Below are 17439 nucleotides of genomic sequence, written 5' to 3'. Positions count from 1 at the left end.
GAGATTTGAATGGTGCGCGAGGAATTTATCTTCGTGCATTGGTTGATACGCCTTGGTTGAGAGACAATCTCAACTTATGTATTTGTTAGCATTAGTTAGCGAAAAAGTATCGGTTTAAGTTTCCTCTACCTACGTATCTACCTACTTACATTTAATCACGACCATTGATAGCAATAAGCAAACGTAAGATAAAAACAAATAAGTTAATGTAGGTGAGGTACATTGACAAAGCTGCTGGTAAATACTCATTATTGCGGTAAGTGCGAGGTAAGATGTAGAAATCAACTACTGATGCTCCCGCGAAGAGAAATACACCTAAACCAGAGATACCGATTTCTAACCAACTGGGTGTGTAAACACCAAATAAGGCAAAGACAAATTGGAGAAGACAAACAACCAATAAGGCAATAATGCCTAGACTGATAGTTTTTGTTAAGGCCATACCGTCTGCTTCCGAAAGGTTAGAACCGATTTTTCGAGCAGCAATGAAGGTAATGCCACAACTAAGAGCAGCAATACCAATACCTTGAATACCTACGCCTTGAGTTTTCAAAGCTACAAAGACTAAGCCACTGAGAGTATAACCAGATAATAGACTATAAATACCCAAGAGGGGTAACGCTAGGGCTTTGTTACCTTTTGATGCCACATTTTGGGCAACGAAGAACAAAATTAATTCGAGAATTACCGCTCCCAAGAAAGTGGGAAAAAAGAGTCCGGGATTAGTGCGGATAATGCCTAAACCACCATAAGTTCCCAGGGCAGTTAGTACCAATCCACCACCGACGTAGGGGAGAGCGTTAGCGATGACATTTGGTCCAACGATTCCATGAGTTCCAGCTTCACGGAAAGCTTCACGAAAATTACTCGTATTACTCATATCTAAAAATTGAAACTGCTGATTTCTATGTTTACAAATTTTATAAATTTTTGGGTAGGGGTTGACCAAATTCGATAATGGGAATTTCTGTAGGTTTGTTTGGGGAATTACTTTTGTTTACTGAAGGTTTGGGAAACATGGCGGAGGGAAGAGGTGAACTGGGTATTGACGACGGGTTTTGAGAATTTAGAGGTGGTACAGTGATAAAGGGTTGTTCAAGGTTAGTTGTCAAGGTTGTGGATGGTGGTAGGGTGGTCATGAGGGTAGGGGCAAATCCCCCGTGGTTGCCCTCCCGCCGTGGTTGCCCAGTCAAACCCTCTGTGGTTCCCCCGTAGAGACTTTTGGCGGGAGAAAAGGTAATATGAGGATTTAAGACCCAGCGCGTGGGTTTTTGCGGGGAAAGGGGCAAAAGTTGTATTTGATTGGATTGTAACTGAGTTCCTGGTGCTAAATCGAGAACTATGCGGGTGACGTTTGCGTTCATTTGAGAAATGCGAATTTTCTGAATTGCACCTGAGTGTTCTCCTTGAGTAGCAACCTTACCGAGTTTAGTATTAGGTAAATCGAGAACTAAACGTGGTGGTTCGGCAAGATAAAAATATTGAGGTTTTACGGTAGCTGAGAGGTTAATTTTTAATTGCTGTGTTTTGGGGTTAAATTGCCAATTATCCAATTGTGCGATCGCTTGGGCAAAACTGATACCAGGATTGAGGATAACTAGGGCAAATAAGCTCACCCCAATCGCTGGCAGAATTTGATTATTGCTAATTTTCATGACTTGGTTATTTGGGGTTGGGATGTTTAGCACAGTGTACCGACTATCAAAAGTTAGGAATTGGGAATTGTTTCTTGGGTATTAATTGCTGGTAACAGGGAGGTCAGATGTGAGGTAATTTGACTGTAACGACGGGTAATGAGTAAAGAAGAACGACATTGAATGGCGAGTTGATCTGTGTATCTTCCTAGTGTTTGACGTTCAATTCCCCAGAGACGACTAGTACCAACAATAGTTAAATCAACATTTTCCGAGGCAGCAATTACGGTTCGCATTGGGTCTGGGGTGGTGACGGTGTTGATTTGAATGCGATCGCGGACACTCTTAGGTAATTGCCCGATCATGGCGTTAAGTTCATAACTTAGTTCCTCTGGGGTGTGATGTCCTTTAAATACCTGTAAAACTTGTAAAATGCAAGTATCATGGTTAATGAGCATTCTCAAAGCGATGATCAGGGCTAAATCGTCATGAATGTTAGCCGAGTAGGGAACTAATAAACTTTCATTAGTTTCTCCACCTTTATCTACAAATACGGCCACGTCTACTGGTGTAGTGCTAAGAATTTGTCCAACTCTTCCCCCTAAACGATTGTTACTAAAAGCGGGACGATGCCAGCCAACGAGAACTAAATCTGACATGACAATTTTGGCGGCTATTTGTGCTGTTTCTCTGGCGACATTGCTAGATATCCGAACTATGGGATGGATATAGGAGCGTGTTTCTGGTGGTTCTAGGGTAGCGATTAATTCTTCTAGTTTTTGACGACGTTCGGCGACGAGTCTATCAGCTTCGTTGGGGCTACTCTCAAAGCTATAGTCTTCTTCGAGTTCAATGAAACTGAGGGGATAAACTACGGCGGGTTGTCGATTGTTGATGGCGATCGCTGCTGCTAATTGTAACAAACCTTTTTGGGTGTCGGGATTAGCTACTGGGACTAAAATCCGATATTGTGATGAATAGGGTTCACTAATTTCTGGTGGGGTTTCTGGTGGAATTTCTGCTTCTGGTTCAACAATATCTAATCTAATCAGGCGTTTAGGATATGTCCATTCTAGTAATGGTGAGGTCATGAATGTTGTCACCAAGGCCATAATTACTAACATGGTGAAAAGCAACGGTGTAATTACTTTTAATTCTAACCCGATATTCAAGACGATTAACTCGGTTAAACCACGAGTATTCATTAACCAACCCAGGGCGGAAGATTCTCGTTTGTCAATGCCGCTGAACCTAGCTGCTACATAAGCACCAATATATTTACCGCCAATTGCTACTAATAAAATCAGGGCTGACAACAGCCATAATTTAGGACTGTTGAGTAAACCAATTTGGGTTTTTAAACCACTGTAGGCGAAAAATATTGGTAACAGAAAGATGAGGACAAAATCTTCAGTTTTGATGGCTAATTCTCTGACTAATTCCTCATCTTTGGGCATAACTGCGCCTAATAGGAATGCGCCAAAAATCAGATGAATACCGATAAATTCCGTAATTAAAGCGGAGGAAACAACTCCCATATAAATTACAGCCAGAACCAATTGACTCAAGCGTCCAGCCCGACGATGATGTTTACTCAAACGTTTGAGAAACCAACGTCCAACTGTGAACATGAAGCCAATATAAACAATACTTTCAATAATAGTGAGAATGGCCTGTTGATCAATGCTACCATGACGAGCAACGGCGATCGCTACCGCCAAAATACACCAAGCTGTAACATCATCCACTGCGGCGCAAGTTAAAGCCAATGTGCCTAAACGAGTTCCCTGTAAGTTATTTTCGGTAATAATTCGCGCCAAAACAGGAAAGGCCGTAATTGACATTGCTGCCCCTAAAAATAAAGCAAAAGGGGCAAAATTGACGTTACTACTGGAAACTAAAGGATACAGTACGAAAGATAATACAAATGCCGACGCAAAAGGAACAATAATACTGAAATTGGAAATAAGAATGGCAGTTTTTAAGTTACCACTCAGATATTTGGGATTTAATTCTAACCCAATTAAAAACATGAAAAATATTAGCCCTATTTGCGATAAAACGTGCAAATAAGGCATTGTTTCTAATGGAAATAGATGATGTGCTAGATCAGGGGCAATTAAACCAAATAATGATGGACCAAGTATAATCCCGGCGAATATTTCACCAATTACTAATGGTTGTTTAATTGCTTTAAATCCCAGTCCTACAAGTCTTGAGAGTCCAATAACAATTAGCACTTGAACTAGAACGAGAACAACTGTGTGCATAGTTTCTCCACTAACGATTACCAGATTGGACGCAGAGAATTTTTTATAACTGTGAATATTGTCAATATGATTAGATACAACATCTGGAGACCATTTTTATTGGTTTGAGATGTTAGTCATGGTTACTTTACCATCTTAATGGTTAATGCTAAAAATAACTAACTATCAATTTGGCGATTAAACCAGAAATAATTTGACAATCAGCAATAATAAAACAAATCCAAGAAAATCTAAGATTTATAATTCTTGATTAAGAAATTATTTAATCCAAAAGTTCATCATATACAATTTACGCAAAAAACCAGAAAACCGGGGGTAATTAATGAATTACCCATAAGCAATAATCAGATTTATGGCTAGGCCACAACGGCTATCGATAATATTTTCGATATTGATCATGTTATAAATACTGTCAGTTACGTGAGTAGTCACCAGAATCAAGTCAAAATATGGACTTTGATAGTGATTTCCCAGTAAATGTACCACATATCTGGGAGGATCACCTAGAATTTCGGCGATAAAGCCAGGGAATATAGTTCAAAAATGACGAAAACTGGCATTAGTCGCGGATTCTGAAGGAGAAAATTTATTTTTATAGTCAAAAAACTTATAAATATGGCGTTAATTTTTGTTAAGATTGAATACGGCTTTAGTTTTGCCCCTTTTCCTACCCAAGAGACACTTCATGCTACGACTAGAACATATCAGTAAAATTTATCCTACAGGCGAAGTTCTTAAAGATATCAACTGGGAAGTCAAACCAGGAGATCGTATTGGTTTAGTTGGTGTTAATGGTGCGGGAAAATCTACCCAATTAAAAATCATCTCTGGGGAGATTGAACCGACCGCTGGGGAAATTATTCGTCCGGCTAGTTTACATATAGCTTATCTTAACCAAGAGTTTGAGGTTGATCCCACTCGCACAGTCAGGGAGGAGTTTTGGACTGTATTTAAAGAAGCTAACGAGGTGCAGTTGGCTTTGTCTCACATACCTCGTGAGATGGAAACTGCTGATCCAGAAGAGTTAGATGAATTAATTCACAAATTAGACAGGTTGCAGCGGCAATTTGAAGCTTTAGACGGATATAACTTAGACTCCCGTATTGGTAAAATATTACCAGAAATGGGATTTCAATTGGAAGATAGCGATCGCCTAGTGAGTGCTTTTTCTGGCGGTTGGCAAATGCGAATGAGTTTAGGTAAAATTCTCCTCCAAAAACCCGATTTGTTACTATTGGATGAGCCGACAAACCACTTAGATTTAGAAACTATCGAATGGTTAGAAAATTACCTCAGAGGTTTAATTACCCCGATGGTGATAGTTTCCCATGACCGGGAATTTCTGGATCGTCTTTGTAACCAAATTGTGGAAACTGAACGGGGCGTTTCTAGTTCTTACCTGGGTAATTACTCATCATACTTACAACAAAAAGCTGAAAATCAATCGGCACAGTTGAACGCTTATGAACGTCAACAAAAAGAACTAGAAAAACAACAAGCATTTGTAGATAAATTCCGCGCTAGTGCTACCCGCAGTACCCAGGCGAAAAGTAGAGAAAAGCAACTAGATAAAATTGAACGCATAGAAGCACCTGTAGGGGGAGTCAGAACCCTACATTTCCGTTTTCCTGATGCTGTTCGTAGCGGTAGAGAAGTAGTAGAAATTAAGGACTTAACCCATATTTATGGGGATAAAATTCTATTTTTATCGGCAAATCTGTTAGTAGAACGAGGAGATAGAATAGCGTTTCTAGGTCCTAATGGTGCGGGTAAATCCACACTTTTGAAAATGATTATGGGTGTGGAAAAACCCACAGAAGGGATTGTTAAATTAGGAGATCACAACGTTATTCCTGGTTACTTTGAACAAAACCAAGCAGAAGCCTTGGATCTAAACAAAACTGTCATGGAAACAATTCATGATGAAGTTCCCGAATGGACAAATGAAGAAGTTCGCACACTGTTAGGAAGATTCTTATTTACTGGTGATACTGTATTTAAGAAAGTTGGGGCATTAAGTGGAGGTGAAAAAGCTAGGTTAGCATTAGCAAAAATGCTATTACGTCCAGCGAATTTAATCATTTTAGATGAGCCTACCAATCACTTAGATATTCCAGCGAAGGAAATGATGGAAGAGGCTTTGCAAAATTATGATGGTACGGCCCTTGTAGTTTCCCATGACCGTTATTTTATTTCCCAAGTAGCTAACAAAATTGTGGAAATTTGTGATGGTGAATTTCGAGTTTATTTAGGGGATTATCACTATTATCTGGATAAGAAAGCCGAAGAAAAAGAATTAGCAAAATTGGCAGCATTAGAAGCCGCAAAAGCCGCAAAAAAAGCCGCAAAAGCTGGAGCAAAACGGAAGTAAGTAACCAATGTAGAGGTAATTCATGAATTACCCATACAGTAAATCCTAGTGGTCACCAGATTGAAAAGTGATAAATGCAGGTGAAAGTTCAGATCCCTGATTTCTCAAAGAAATCAGGGATCTGTTTGTGCTAGAATTTCCAATCATTATGAATTATATTTGATTTTGAAATATACTTAGGGTGGACATTGTCCACCCTAGAGCCTACTGTGGTAAAATGTAAAATCTATAAGGGTTTTACTCCTGACTCCTGCTTTATGAATCAAAATGTTGTTAATGCTTTACACCAACAGGGTTTAGATCATTATCATAGCGGTAATTATCAACAAGCAATTGCTAGTTTTAATGCGGCTTTAGAATTATCTGCTAATTTTTCCATAGCCTATATTAATCGCGGTAATATATTTCATATTTTAGGTAATTACGAAAAAGCTATTGCTGATTATAACCAAGCGATAAATATCAATCCTAATTTTGCTCAAGCTTACCATAATCGTGGTAATAGTTATTATGCTTTACAAAAATACCAAAATGCTATTAATGATTATAATCGTTCTCTAGAAATTAATCCCAATTTCCCTACAGCTTACTACAATCGCGGTTTAATTTATGTTCTTCTCCAAAATTATCACCAAGCAATTAAAGATTTTAATCAAGCATTAACAATATTTCCTGACGATATTCAAGCTTACTATCAACGGGGTTTAGTCTATAGCAATTTAGGAAATTATGAAAATGCAATTAATGATTATAATCAAGCCTTACAAATTAATCCTCTTTTAGATATAGTATATGCTTTTCGGGCTAATGCACATCACCAATTAGGAAATTATGAAAATGCAATTAACGATTATAATCAAGCCTTACAAATTAATCCTTTTTTAGCTACAGCTTACTATGGACGGGGAAAAGTGCGAGAAGCTATTCAGGATTTAATTGGTGCAGTCGCAGATTATACTCAATTAATATCAATAACCCCAGAATTTGCTCCAGCATATTGTAAACGAGGTGACGCTTATAACCTACTAGGTAATATACAAATAGCAATCAAAGACTATAACCAAGCATTAACAATAGATTCTAACTGTTTAGCAGCTTATTACCACAGAGGAAATATTCTTTATAAAGTTAAAGACTTTGCTGGCGCAATAAGTGATATTACTGAGGCTATACGATTAGATCCTCAATCCGCTGTATTTTATAGCGATCGCGCTAATGCCCATTATGCCCTCAAGGACTATAAAAAAGCAATATCTGATTATACCCAAGCAATCAGCATTAATCCTAATTTAGCTGAAGACTGGTTCAATCGTGGTCGTAGTTACTTTATTTTAGGAGAATTAAAAGCAGCATTAACAGATTTAAACCAAGCAATACATTTACAACCACGTTGTCCCCTAGCCTATTTAGTGAGAGCGGATATAAATAGACAACTGGGGAATCAGTTAAACGCAATTACCGATTTCCGCAAATCCGCCGATCTTTATTCACAGTCAGGAAATATACAATATTATCACGAGATTATCAAACTAATTTCCAAAATTTCCGAAGTGGATTAACAAAAGCGTCACCCACTACACCATGACTAACAAACACCAAGTGACTATATCGTAGATTTAACTTCTGGATACCGTTTTTTAAGATCCTGAATCGTAAATAAAGCCTGAAATTGCAACCCAGCAGACTCATATAACTCCCGACCCCCTTGTAGCCTATCTATCAGAGAAATTACCCTATCTACAGTATAACCTGCGGACTTTAATCGCTCCACAGCTTGAAGCGCGGATTGTCCAGTTGTTACCACATCTTCTAAAACTACGACTTTTGCACCCTGGGGTAAACTCGGACCTTCAATGTAAGCCATTGTACCATGTCCCTTGGCTTCCTTGCGAATAATTAAAGCTGGTATTGGTCTATTTTCATAAACAGAAACCACACTCACTGCTGATACAATAGGATCACCCCCTAAAGTTAAACCAGCTACAGCTTGAGCATCTTCAGGTAAGATATTTAACAACAACCTCGCCATAGCTAAAGCACCTTGGGGATGGAGTGTGACTTGTTTACCATTAATATAATAAGGACTAGATTGTCCAGAGGAAAGAATAAAATCACCTTCTTGATAAGCAAGCCGACAAAATAAATCCAGTAGCCCTTGACGAAGAATAGTTAAATCAGTAGTAACCGCCCAAATATCTGAGTTATTAGGTGTGTGAGTAGAATAAGACATTACAAACCATTAAAAGTTGTGTGAAACCAAAGTTAAAACTCAACAGAGTTCTCGAATTAAGCATAAATTAATATTTACCCAAAAATTGAGAAGTAAATGTAGATTGACATATCTCCTAGTGCTTTAGTCCAAGCATTCCTTAACGCCTCCTTGGGTTGTTCCAGTCAGGGGGACTTTGATTTAGTAGAAGTGACTGGTATAACTAAGGATTCCATAAATCGGAGCGGCGGGATTCGAACCCACGACCTCCACTACCCCAAAGTGGCGCGCTACCAAGCTGCGCTACGCCCCGTGACCATGAACGTGAGATTCTAGACTTTTGGAGTGGGGATCATGCCAAATTTGTGAATCTAAAACCAATCAAGTCACTCTGACGAGTATATCACAAGGTTAGGGAAAATAGCAAGGGTTTGTTCAAAAAACTTTTAGCATTCCTATTGCTTGCAACAAACCAGACACGGCAGAAGCTTCCCATTTACCCTCTGTACCTCGTCCTGTATTCAGGATAAAGCGTAAACTATAGGATTGGGGATAACCTTCTACCTCCATCCATAATAAATCACTTTCCGCTTCACAGGCAATTTTTTCTTCCTCCATTAATTCTGTAGCTAGATGCTTCATAGTATCTGCAAGCTGATTCAAAAGGCGAAAAAATTCATTTAATTCCGATTCTGTTAATTCAATCGCCCAATCTTCCGTACCAACTAATCCTTTGAATGTTAGTGCATCTGGGTTCCAACCTAAGCGCCAACCCGTACCACTTTTGATAACTCGTTCCATAACTACATAAACTACATATTTGAAAACTACTACTATTGTGGATCATGTTGCAATCTGTTAATTAACCCAAATCCCAAATTTCAAATCCAAAATGCTATAATTTTGTAGCGATCGCGTTAAAATCTTGGCCAAGCTATTTAATTTAATTGACGTTCCTATTCGCACACTTTGCGGTTAAGATAGTATATTCGTTCTATTAAAACTCCCGTCCCAGCAATTTTGAAAAATCCTATACTTTAGAGGTAAGAATGGCAGCTAATACCGAGACTTCTGGCAAGCAAAAAGCGTTAAATATCGTACTTGGACAAATTGAGCGTAGCTTCGGTAAGGGGGCAATTATGCGCCTGGGTGATGCTACCCGCATGAAGGTAGAAACAATATCTACCGGTGCGCTTACCCTAGATTTAGCCTTGGGAGGGGGTTTACCCAAAGGACGGATAATTGAGATTTACGGACCAGAAAGTTCTGGTAAAACTACCGTTGCTCTCCATGCTTTGGCAGAAGTCCAGAGAAATGGGGGTATTGCGGCATTTGTAGACGCGGAACACGCCCTAGATCCAACTTACGCCGCCGCATTGGGTGTAGATATTGAAAACTTGCTGGTTTCCCAACCAGACACCGGCGAATCAGCCTTAGAAATAGTTGATCAACTTGTGCGTTCTGCGGCGGTTGATATTGTCATTATTGACTCCGTAGCCGCCCTAGTCCCCCGCGCTGAAATTGAAGGGGATATGGGTGATATTCACGTAGGTTTACAAGCTCGCTTAATGAGCCAAGCCTTACGTAAAATAACGGGTAATATTGGTAAATCTGGATGCACAGTTATTTTCATTAACCAGTTGCGGCAAAAAATCGGTGTCACCTATGGTAGTCCAGAAACCACAACGGGTGGTAACGCGCTGAAATTTTACGCTTCTGTACGCTTGGATATTCGCAGAATTCAAACCTTGAAAAAAGGTACAGATGAATTTGGCAACCGTGTAAAAGTGAAAGTAGCTAAAAATAAAGTTGCACCACCTTTCAGAATTGCCGAATTTGATATTATCTTTGGTAAAGGAATTTCTACTCTAGGTTGTTTAGTAGACATAGCCGAAGAAACTGGAGTTCTTTTGCGTAAAGGTGCTTGGTATAGCTACAATGGTGAAAACATTTCCCAAGGTAGAGATAACGCCATTAAATACTTAGAAGAAAAACCAGACTTTGTAGCTAAAGTTAAAGAACAAGTTCTGGAAAAACTAGATAAAGGTGCAGTAGTTTCTGCCAATTCTGTCACCCAACCCCATGACATTGAAGAGGAAGAAGAAATTGATTTAGAAGAATAGACAAAAAATAGAGATGTTACTGCTAACATCTCTACAGTAAAAATCTTCTCAAACTCTTGTTCTGAATGCCTGTAACGACTCTAGGTCAAAAAAATTATTTACTTGATCAAAGCCCAATTTTTAATCACACTCACTAATTCACTAGGATCATGAATTAAAAAATCTGGGTTTTGTTTACCTAGTGCTTCAGAAGAATTAAACCCCCAACTGACCGCAATTACCTTGATATTCGCCTTTTTAGCAGATTCCACATCTCTAGTTTCATCTCCTACATAAATCACCGCCTCTGGTTTAAACTGTTTTTGACGCAAGACATTATTAATAATTGTGGTTTTGCCAAAAATAGTTACTCCTGAATAAATAAAGTCAAACAAATTATCCAATTTATGGCACTTGAGAAATTCATGCACATTTTCTTGAGAGTTAGAAGTAATAATTCCCAGGTGATAACCTTGATCATGAAGTTCTACTAATGCGGCTTTAATTCCATTAATAAGATGCAATTCGTGGATTTTATGCTTTAATTCTCCTTTTACTTTTTTGACAAGAAAAGGGATTTTGAATAGTGAAACACCAGAATATTTAATAATCTCTCTGGCTGGTAAGTTTCTCAGTAGTGCTAATTCTTGGGAATTAATCGGAATATATCCAAATTCCCCAGCTAAACGATTGGCAATAGTTACAAGAGCATCTACTGTATCAGCAATCGTCCCATCAAAATCAAAAATTATTACTTTCTGGGTCATTATTATGCTTGGATACGTCAAGATTAGCGCGAGCATTACGTCGTAACATTTCTGGTTTAATGCGTCGCAAAGCTGATGCTGGGAATCTTTTATCCCACTCCTCATCTGATATTTGTGCCAATTCTACCAGCTTGGGGTACAAATTTTCAGGATAGGGATGAAAATCAGTTACATCAGTCACTTGAGCAAACCGCTGATTCCAAGGACAAACATCTTGACAAATATCACAACCTGCTACCCATCCTTGTAAATGAGGTTTAATGTCTGGTGGTAGCTCTTGATCCCGATTCTCTATGGTATGATAGGCAATGCAGCGATTAGCATCTACTACAAAGGGTTCACTAATTGCACCTGTAGGACAAGCTTGTAAACAACGAGTACAAGTTCCGCAATGTTGCGTACTCGGCTGATCCTTTTCCAACTCTAGATTAGTTAATACTTCTCCTAAAAACACCCAAGAACCATATTTCCTGGTAATCACATTACCATTTTTAGCAATCCAACCAATCCCAGCTTTTTCAGCCCAAAGTTTATCTTGGATTGGTCCTGTATCTGCATAATAACGCGCTTTTATATCCGTACCCAGGGATTCTAGCCAACTGGCCAATTCCTTCAGCTTTTTGTCCATGACTCTATGATAATCCCGACCCCAGCCATAGCGAGAAATTTTGCCATATTCATCCCCCTGGGGACGTGCATGGGGAGTATAATAATTCAATGCTACAGATACAAGCGATCTTACTTCCGGCATAACTAAACTAATGTTCTCACGCCGGGGATTTTTCATCCATTCCATATCAGCGTGATAACCCATTTTTAGCCAATCTCTCAATTTTTGTATTTCTGTCGCTTCTAAATCAGCCACAGCAGCAATTCCCACCTCATGAAATCCCAACTCTTTGGCCTTTGCTTTGACCACTATGCTGTTAATTGATGTACATTCATTCATTTTTCTTATGGGAAATTTAGCAAAGACAAAGGGGATGATCAGTATATCATCAGGCCAGGCTATGATCCCCTAGTTTACTATTCCTGATTACACATATATGTAAATTTTATTTGCAATTTGTTAAGAAATAATGCAATATGGGATGGAAGAGGTCAAGCAACCCAGAGTGATGAACCTCCTGACGTAATTCATAGACCTTGGAGAAATTATGACATTCACTTCTGATTCAGCTTCAACCAGATTTTCTGGAACTTTTAACTATAAAACTACCGACGCTATCCCCGCGACTATTGCTGTATTCAAAGCCCTCAGCATAGATGATCAATTAGCAGTGCTTTGGTATGCCTATACAGAAATGGGTCGTTCTATTACACCAGCAGCCACAGGCGCGGCACGTTTACAATTGGCAGAAGGTCTTTTAAATCAAATTAAACAAATGTCTCACCCAGAGCAGTTAGAAGTCATGCGCGACTTGGCTGCTCAAAGAAATACCCCCATTTCCCGCGCCTATGGTATTCTTAGCGTCAACACCAAGTTGGCTTTCTGGTACGAATTATCAGAATTAATGGTGAAAGGCTTTGTTATTCCCGTACCAGCCGGTTATCAACTGTCCCGTGACGGTTCACAAGTTTTAGAAACTTTAAAAGAATTAGATTTTGGTCAACAAATTACTGTTTTGCGAAAAGTAGTCTCAGATATGGGTGTAGACCCCCTAGCTGATTAAATTTTGGATTTTGGATTTTAGATTTTGGATTTTAAATTCCCCACAAAAATGATACTGCATACATTCAAGATCCTTGTAGAGACGTTCCATGGAACGTCTCTACCTCCAAAAATCATACGCCAATTCAGCTTAGATTTTGGATTTTAGATTTTGGATTTTGGATTTTGGATTTTAAATTCCCTACAAGGGATTTAAAAATTTCGGCGTTGCTGATTTTAGGGATGAAAATGATACTGCATACATTCAAGATCCTTGTAGAGACGTTCCATGGAACTTCTCTACTTCCAAAAATCATAGGCCAATTCAGCAACGCCAAAATTTCTATATCCTCATAACCTCAATATTTGTCCATTTTAGAAGTTACGCAACTGTCACAATAATATCCATAAATAGTCAGTTGCGTAATATCACTTTTTTGTTAGGCTAAACCCATTTTTTTTAATCTTGTATTTCTTCCTTCGCGTCCTTCGCGCCTTTGTGGTTTATTTCTAATCTAAATTAATACAGGTAAATACATGACCGTTGCTAAATTCTCACCACCAGGAGAAATTGAGATTTCAGGAGTCACAGAAACAACAATTTTAAATTACTTTACTACTTTAAATGCTGGGGAATTTACACAAACCGCTGCTTTATTTGCGGAGGATGGTCTTATTTACCCACCATTTGAATCTGCTATTATCGGACAAGATGCGATCGCTACTTATCTTGACAAAGAAGCACAAGATATTAAAGCCTACCCGCAACAAGGAATAAGTGAAAATTTACCAGATGATCATACTCAAATTCAGGTGACAGGTAAAGCGGAAACTTCTTGGTGTGGTGTCAATGTCCTGTGGTTATTCATTCTCAACCAAAATAAACAAATCATCGAAGCTAAAATCAAGCTTTTAGCCTCACCCCAAGATTTGCTATGCTTACGGCCACCCGATAAAGAATATACAATTGATCTCCCTTAGCCTTTAGCAGCAGCAGCTTGAGCTAAAGAACGGAATAGCAATTTTCTACCTAGTTCGATATCAGACTGTGAACACTGCCAATCTGGATGTGCTGTCATTAACAAGCTATCTAAGGTTTCCTGATCAAAAAGATGCCATACAGCAGCATCATTAATTTTTGATTCTAGACCATAGCAGTTAGGAGAAATACAGTGAATTATAGAAACGCTGGAAATTCTCACCAAACTCATCATTTCACCGGGTTGGAGAGAGCGAAACTGACGGATAACTTGTTTAAATTCAGTTATAGAAGATACTAAGAGTCCGGGGATAGACACTGTTGCTTTTTTATCTCCATTCACCGCAATCCAGTAATGACGACTAGGATCAATTCCTTCTAACCAAGGTGATTCATCATCTAGACGATAGCGGGGTGATAGGCAAAATAAAGCTTCCATAGTTGAAATTCTATCAAATTAGGGATTTTTATGTTTAGTAACCAAATAATCGGGATCATCTGCAAGCAGCCCTATATTCACAGTATTTAATAAGTTAAACTGATATGTCAAATAAATTTAGCAAAAGTTATTAATTAAGTTAATATTTCTTAATCATTATTTTAATCATCAACATTTATCTGCCAGCTACGCGCACTAATAGAAATAAACCTGTCCCTAATCCAAATAAATTAGGTAGCCATGCACCGATTAGAGGAGAAAGAATACCAGCCTGTGCTAAAGCTCCAGAGACGGATAATAGTAGGTAATAACTGAAAATGACAATCACACTAATACCAAAACTTGTTCCTCTTCCAGTGCGTTGAGGTATGCTACCCATAACTGAGCCAACTAAGCCAAAAATTACACAGATAAAGGGAAAGGCGATTTTCTGTTGAATTCGCACTTCTAGCTTGCGAATTTTTTGATCATTACCGCCCAAACGTTCGATTTCCAGTTGTTCTAAGGCTTGTGAAATATTCATTTCCCCATAATCCCGACTATTTTTCGCTAAAGTTAAAGGTGTGCTGGGTAGTTGTAATTGCTGATGTTCAAATCGTAAAATATTGCGATAGGAGCGATCGGTCGCTACCAAATAAATAGTACCATTATAAAAATCCCAAACTTGTTTTTTACTGTTCCATTTAGCTGATTCAGAAACGACAATTTGATCAACTCCACCGCGAGAACGGTCTATAATTGTTAAACCCTTCATTTGTTTACCATCAAACTGATCAGCATAAAATAAACGGGAAAGTATTTTATTTTTGCTCCCGTCCGGTTGCTTAATTTCCCCATATTCAGGATAGTAAATATTTTGTTGTTTAAAAGAAGGTTGATCTGATTTCAGGGCTTTTTCTAGAGTAACAGTGGCTCGATAATTTGCGGCTGGAGCAATTTGCTCATTAAATATATAAGTCATGATCGTAACTGCAAAACTTAACACTACAGCCGTTAAAACCATGCGATAAACACTAACACCACAGCCACGTAATGCAATTAATTCACTTTCGCTAGAAAGACGACTATAAGTCATTAAAGTAGCTAACAAAGTGGACATGGGAAAAGAGTAAACCATAACATAAGGTAGCTTTAATAAGAAAACTTCTAAAGCGATGTTAAGTGGTAAACCAGATTCTACAACTTTTCGTAATAATTCAAATAAGCTATCAATTGCTAAAACTACAGAAGTAAATGCACCAACACCAAATAAAAATGGTGGAAGTAATTGGAGCGCCAAATAGCGATCCATGATAGAAAAGGAAAACAGTGAGATGAAATGAGAGAATGGTTTAAATTGTTTATGTATCATGATTATGTTTCGCGCAAAGATATAAAGGAGCAAAGGCGCAAAGTTTAAGATTTTGATAGCTGGGGTGGTGTAGGCATATTTTGCAATTTTATATTTTAATTTATATTATTTCCTACCCTACCAAAGTACAGATTTATCTGCGTTTATTTGCGTTTATCTGCGTTCAATTCATGATTCCTGCATTAGAGGGAGACTAGAAATACTATAGAAATGCTTAAAAATTAATTTAAACAATTTAAACAGAGAAATTATCACCTAAATAGTATTGTCGCACCAAAGGATTATTATAGAGTTCATCAGCGTGACCAAAGGCGAGAATTTGTCCTTCGCGCATGATATAAGCACGGTTTGTAATGGACAGGGTTTCACGGACATTATGATCTGTAATTAATACACCCATACCTCGATCGCGTAATTGGCGGACAATTTCCTGAATTTCAGAGACAGCAATGGGGTCAACTCCTGCAAAAGGTTCATCTAAAAAGAGGAATTTTGGTCCATCTTTACCTGCGGCTAAAGCCCTAGCTAATTCTGTGCGTCGTCGTTCACCTCCAGAAAGTTGAATACCTTTACTACCAGCCACTTTTTCTAAGCGAAACTCCCGCAATAAAATATGTAGTCTTTTTCCCCATTCTCTTCTAGGAACTTGAGTTTGTTCAAATACCAGGAGAATATTTTCTTGTACTGAAAGATGACGAAATACACTTGGTTCTTGGGCTAAATAGCCAATACCTAATCTAGCCCTTTTGTGCATGGGATAATTAGTAATATCCAAATTATCTAGCCATACTTTACCATGATTAGGTTTTTCTAAACCTGTAGCAATATAAAATGTTGTTGTTTTTCCAGCACCATTGGGACCGAGTAAACCGACAACTTCTCCTTGACCGACGGAAAGGCTAACGTGATTAACGATTAATCGTTTACTGTAGGATTTCTGGATATTCTCTAAAATAATTTTCACTCTTGGGCTGTTCTCTGTTGGTAAATACTAATTAGAACGTTTCAGGGCTGGAGTTTTTGGGGCTGGTTTAGCAGTTTCTCCACTTGGGTTAGAATCCTCTATCATGTAGATAGATTCTACTTGACGATTAGACTGAGGTAGGGCAATAAATTTACCTTCGTCAATTAAATAGGTGACTTTTTCCGCGCGAATACTATTAGTACCCCGTTGTAAAATGTAAACATTGCCACTGAAATCAATCCGTCTTTCCTTGTTGAAGTATTGTGCTTGAGCGGAAGTGGCTTGAATTTGACGAGCCGGATACAGCATTTGCACATTACCACGGGCAGTAATTACTTGGGTTTTCGCGTCATATTCTTGGACATCAGAGCGGATAGTCAAAGGACGATTGCCCCCAGGTTTGGCTATAGCAGGTTGGATTTGGGTAGACAATGCCACCGTACCCACAAAGGAAATTGGCAGCAATAAAGCCAATCCTAAGCTGCTTATCTGTGATTTTAGCAATTGATAAGAAGGTATCATAAAAGTCAGGCAATAGGGAATAGATAGGGAATAGGGAATAGAGAAATAAAAATCAAATATGGGTATGAGTTCTATAGCAAAAATGGACGGTGGTTTTAAATTTTAGTTTCCCTTTGAAAATGTTTGATCAAAACTGGCAAGAATTTCTTAGTTAATTGTTACTAAGTTATTGATTTTTAC

General features: G+C 38.4%; 16 protein-coding genes and 1 tRNA gene. 5 read left to right on the top strand and 12 right to left on the bottom strand.

Annotated elements, in window-relative coordinates; all coding sequences use genetic code 11:
• Window positions 1-151: 151 nt before the first annotated feature.
• From H6G25_RS06800 to H6G25_RS06790, 3 genes are read right to left on the bottom strand one after another with little or no spacing between them, the layout of a single operon-like run.
• Window positions 152-880 carry a Bax inhibitor-1 family protein gene (locus H6G25_RS06800; protein WP_190391821.1) on the bottom strand — a complete coding sequence of 243 codons (729 nt, stop codon included), beginning with the start codon at window positions 878-880 and terminating at the stop codon, window positions 152-154.
• A gap of 40 nt (window positions 881-920) precedes the next feature.
• Window positions 921-1655 carry an AMIN domain-containing protein gene (locus tag H6G25_RS06795; RefSeq protein WP_190391820.1) on the bottom strand — a complete coding sequence of 245 codons (735 nt, stop codon included), beginning with the start codon at window positions 1653-1655 and terminating at the stop codon, window positions 921-923.
• A 53-nt stretch (window positions 1656-1708) separates the two neighbouring features.
• Window positions 1709-3904, bottom strand: coding sequence for a cation:proton antiporter (locus tag H6G25_RS06790; RefSeq protein ID WP_190391819.1), 2196 nt, complete (start codon window positions 3902-3904; stop codon window positions 1709-1711).
• A gap of 685 nt (window positions 3905-4589) precedes the next feature.
• Here H6G25_RS06790 and H6G25_RS06785 point away from each other — a divergent pair.
• Together H6G25_RS06785 and H6G25_RS06780 are read left to right on the top strand one after the other, a co-directional pair.
• Window positions 4590-6275 (top strand): ABC-F family ATP-binding cassette domain-containing protein, encoded by a 1686-nt coding sequence (locus tag H6G25_RS06785; RefSeq protein ID WP_190391818.1) that lies wholly within the window; start codon window positions 4590-4592, stop codon window positions 6273-6275.
• A gap of 257 nt (window positions 6276-6532) precedes the next feature.
• Window positions 6533-7834, top strand: a complete 1302-nt coding sequence (locus tag H6G25_RS06780; RefSeq protein WP_190391817.1) for a tetratricopeptide repeat protein — start codon at window positions 6533-6535, stop codon at window positions 7832-7834.
• A 44-nt stretch (window positions 7835-7878) separates the two neighbouring features.
• On the opposite strand, the gene pyrE is transcribed toward H6G25_RS06780, so the two are convergent.
• The 3 genes from pyrE to H6G25_RS06765 form a co-directional block, all read right to left on the bottom strand.
• Entirely contained in the window at window positions 7879-8505 is a 627-nt protein-coding gene (pyrE, locus tag H6G25_RS06775) for an orotate phosphoribosyltransferase (RefSeq protein ID WP_190391816.1), read from the bottom strand.
• A 218-nt stretch (window positions 8506-8723) separates the two neighbouring features.
• A tRNA-Pro gene (locus tag H6G25_RS06770) sits at window positions 8724-8797 on the bottom strand.
• A gap of 122 nt (window positions 8798-8919) precedes the next feature.
• The gene (locus H6G25_RS06765) at window positions 8920-9285 is read right to left on the bottom strand and encodes a DUF1818 family protein (protein WP_190391815.1); all 366 of its coding nucleotides are present in this window, start codon (window positions 9283-9285) and stop codon (window positions 8920-8922) included.
• Window positions 9286-9533: 248 nt separating this feature from the next.
• Here H6G25_RS06765 and recA point away from each other — a divergent pair, with 248 nt between their 5' ends.
• Window positions 9534-10607: a recombinase RecA gene (gene recA / locus H6G25_RS06760; protein ID WP_028090272.1), complete on the top strand. Its 1074-nt coding sequence runs from the start codon at window positions 9534-9536 to the stop codon at window positions 10605-10607.
• Window positions 10608-10705: 98 nt separating this feature from the next.
• Here recA and H6G25_RS06755 read toward each other — a convergent pair whose 3' ends face one another.
• Together H6G25_RS06755 and queG are read right to left on the bottom strand one after the other, a co-directional pair.
• Window positions 10706-11353, bottom strand: a complete 648-nt coding sequence (locus H6G25_RS06755; protein WP_190391814.1) for an HAD-IA family hydrolase — start codon at window positions 11351-11353, stop codon at window positions 10706-10708.
• Window positions 11328-12302, bottom strand: coding sequence for a tRNA epoxyqueuosine(34) reductase QueG (gene queG, locus H6G25_RS06750; RefSeq protein WP_190391813.1), 975 nt, complete (start codon window positions 12300-12302; stop codon window positions 11328-11330). Before queG ends, H6G25_RS06755 begins: the two co-directional genes overlap by 26 nt.
• Window positions 12303-12510: 208 nt before the next feature.
• Here queG and H6G25_RS06745 point away from each other — a divergent pair, with 208 nt between their 5' ends.
• Both H6G25_RS06745 and H6G25_RS06740 read left to right on the top strand, forming a co-directional pair.
• Complete coding sequence (locus H6G25_RS06745) at window positions 12511-13026, top strand: orange carotenoid protein N-terminal domain-containing protein (protein WP_190391812.1); 516 nt, start codon at window positions 12511-12513, stop codon at window positions 13024-13026.
• 515 nt (window positions 13027-13541) lie between these two features.
• Entirely contained in the window at window positions 13542-13985 is a 444-nt protein-coding gene (locus H6G25_RS06740) for a ketosteroid isomerase family protein (protein WP_190391811.1), read from the top strand.
• On the opposite strand, the gene H6G25_RS06735 is transcribed toward H6G25_RS06740, so the two are convergent.
• The 4 genes from H6G25_RS06735 to H6G25_RS06720 form a co-directional block, all read right to left on the bottom strand.
• Window positions 13982-14422 (bottom strand): hypothetical protein, encoded by a 441-nt coding sequence (locus H6G25_RS06735; RefSeq protein WP_190391810.1) that lies wholly within the window; start codon window positions 14420-14422, stop codon window positions 13982-13984. The genes H6G25_RS06740 and H6G25_RS06735 overlap by 4 nt on opposite strands.
• A gap of 175 nt (window positions 14423-14597) precedes the next feature.
• Window positions 14598-15713: an LptF/LptG family permease gene (locus H6G25_RS06730; protein WP_190391809.1), complete on the bottom strand. Its 1116-nt coding sequence runs from the start codon at window positions 15711-15713 to the stop codon at window positions 14598-14600.
• Window positions 15714-16008: 295 nt separating this feature from the next.
• On the bottom strand, window positions 16009-16737 hold the full coding sequence (lptB, locus tag H6G25_RS06725; RefSeq protein WP_190391808.1) for an LPS export ABC transporter ATP-binding protein: 729 nt from the start codon (window positions 16735-16737) through the stop codon (window positions 16009-16011).
• Between the two features lie 27 nt (window positions 16738-16764).
• A complete protein-coding gene (locus H6G25_RS06720) occupies window positions 16765-17259 on the bottom strand; it encodes an LptA/OstA family protein (protein WP_190391807.1) in 495 nt (164 codons plus the stop codon).
• Window positions 17260-17439 lie beyond the last annotated feature (180 nt).

Source organism: Dolichospermum sp. FACHB-1091 (assembly GCF_014697585.1).
Taxonomy (GTDB): Bacteria; Cyanobacteriota; Cyanobacteriia; order Cyanobacteriales; family Nostocaceae; genus Dolichospermum.
The sequence above is the reverse complement of the archived record's forward strand: the minus strand, read 5'-3'. Positions and strand labels throughout refer to the sequence as shown.

What these genes read in the sequence shown, in the direction of transcription:
- H6G25_RS06785 (WP_190391818.1), top strand. Translation starts at nt 4,590, where the DNA reads ATGCTACGACTAGAACATATCAGTAAAATTTATCCTACAGGCGAAGTT.
- H6G25_RS06720 (WP_190391807.1), bottom strand. Translation starts at nt 17,259, where the DNA reads ATGATACCTTCTTATCAATTGCTAAAATCACAGATAAGCAGCTTAGGA.
- pyrE (WP_190391816.1), bottom strand. Translation starts at nt 8,505, where the DNA reads ATGTCTTATTCTACTCACACACCTAATAACTCAGATATTTGGGCGGTT.
- H6G25_RS06795 (WP_190391820.1), bottom strand. Translation starts at nt 1,655, where the DNA reads ATGAAAATTAGCAATAATCAAATTCTGCCAGCGATTGGGGTGAGCTTA.
- H6G25_RS06800 (WP_190391821.1), bottom strand. Translation starts at nt 880, where the DNA reads ATGAGTAATACGAGTAATTTTCGTGAAGCTTTCCGTGAAGCTGGAACT.
- H6G25_RS06790 (WP_190391819.1), bottom strand. Translation starts at nt 3,904, where the DNA reads ATGCACACAGTTGTTCTCGTTCTAGTTCAAGTGCTAATTGTTATTGGA.
- H6G25_RS06745 (WP_190391812.1), top strand. Translation starts at nt 12,511, where the DNA reads ATGACATTCACTTCTGATTCAGCTTCAACCAGATTTTCTGGAACTTTT.
- H6G25_RS06740 (WP_190391811.1), top strand. Translation starts at nt 13,542, where the DNA reads ATGACCGTTGCTAAATTCTCACCACCAGGAGAAATTGAGATTTCAGGA.
- H6G25_RS06735 (WP_190391810.1), bottom strand. Translation starts at nt 14,422, where the DNA reads ATGGAAGCTTTATTTTGCCTATCACCCCGCTATCGTCTAGATGATGAA.
- H6G25_RS06730 (WP_190391809.1), bottom strand. Translation starts at nt 15,713, where the DNA reads ATGGATCGCTATTTGGCGCTCCAATTACTTCCACCATTTTTATTTGGT.
- H6G25_RS06765 (WP_190391815.1), bottom strand. Translation starts at nt 9,285, where the DNA reads ATGGAACGAGTTATCAAAAGTGGTACGGGTTGGCGCTTAGGTTGGAAC.
- H6G25_RS06755 (WP_190391814.1), bottom strand. Translation starts at nt 11,353, where the DNA reads ATGACCCAGAAAGTAATAATTTTTGATTTTGATGGGACGATTGCTGAT.
- H6G25_RS06780 (WP_190391817.1), top strand. Translation starts at nt 6,533, where the DNA reads ATGAATCAAAATGTTGTTAATGCTTTACACCAACAGGGTTTAGATCAT.
- recA (WP_028090272.1), top strand. Translation starts at nt 9,534, where the DNA reads ATGGCAGCTAATACCGAGACTTCTGGCAAGCAAAAAGCGTTAAATATC.
- queG (WP_190391813.1), bottom strand. Translation starts at nt 12,302, where the DNA reads ATGAATGAATGTACATCAATTAACAGCATAGTGGTCAAAGCAAAGGCC.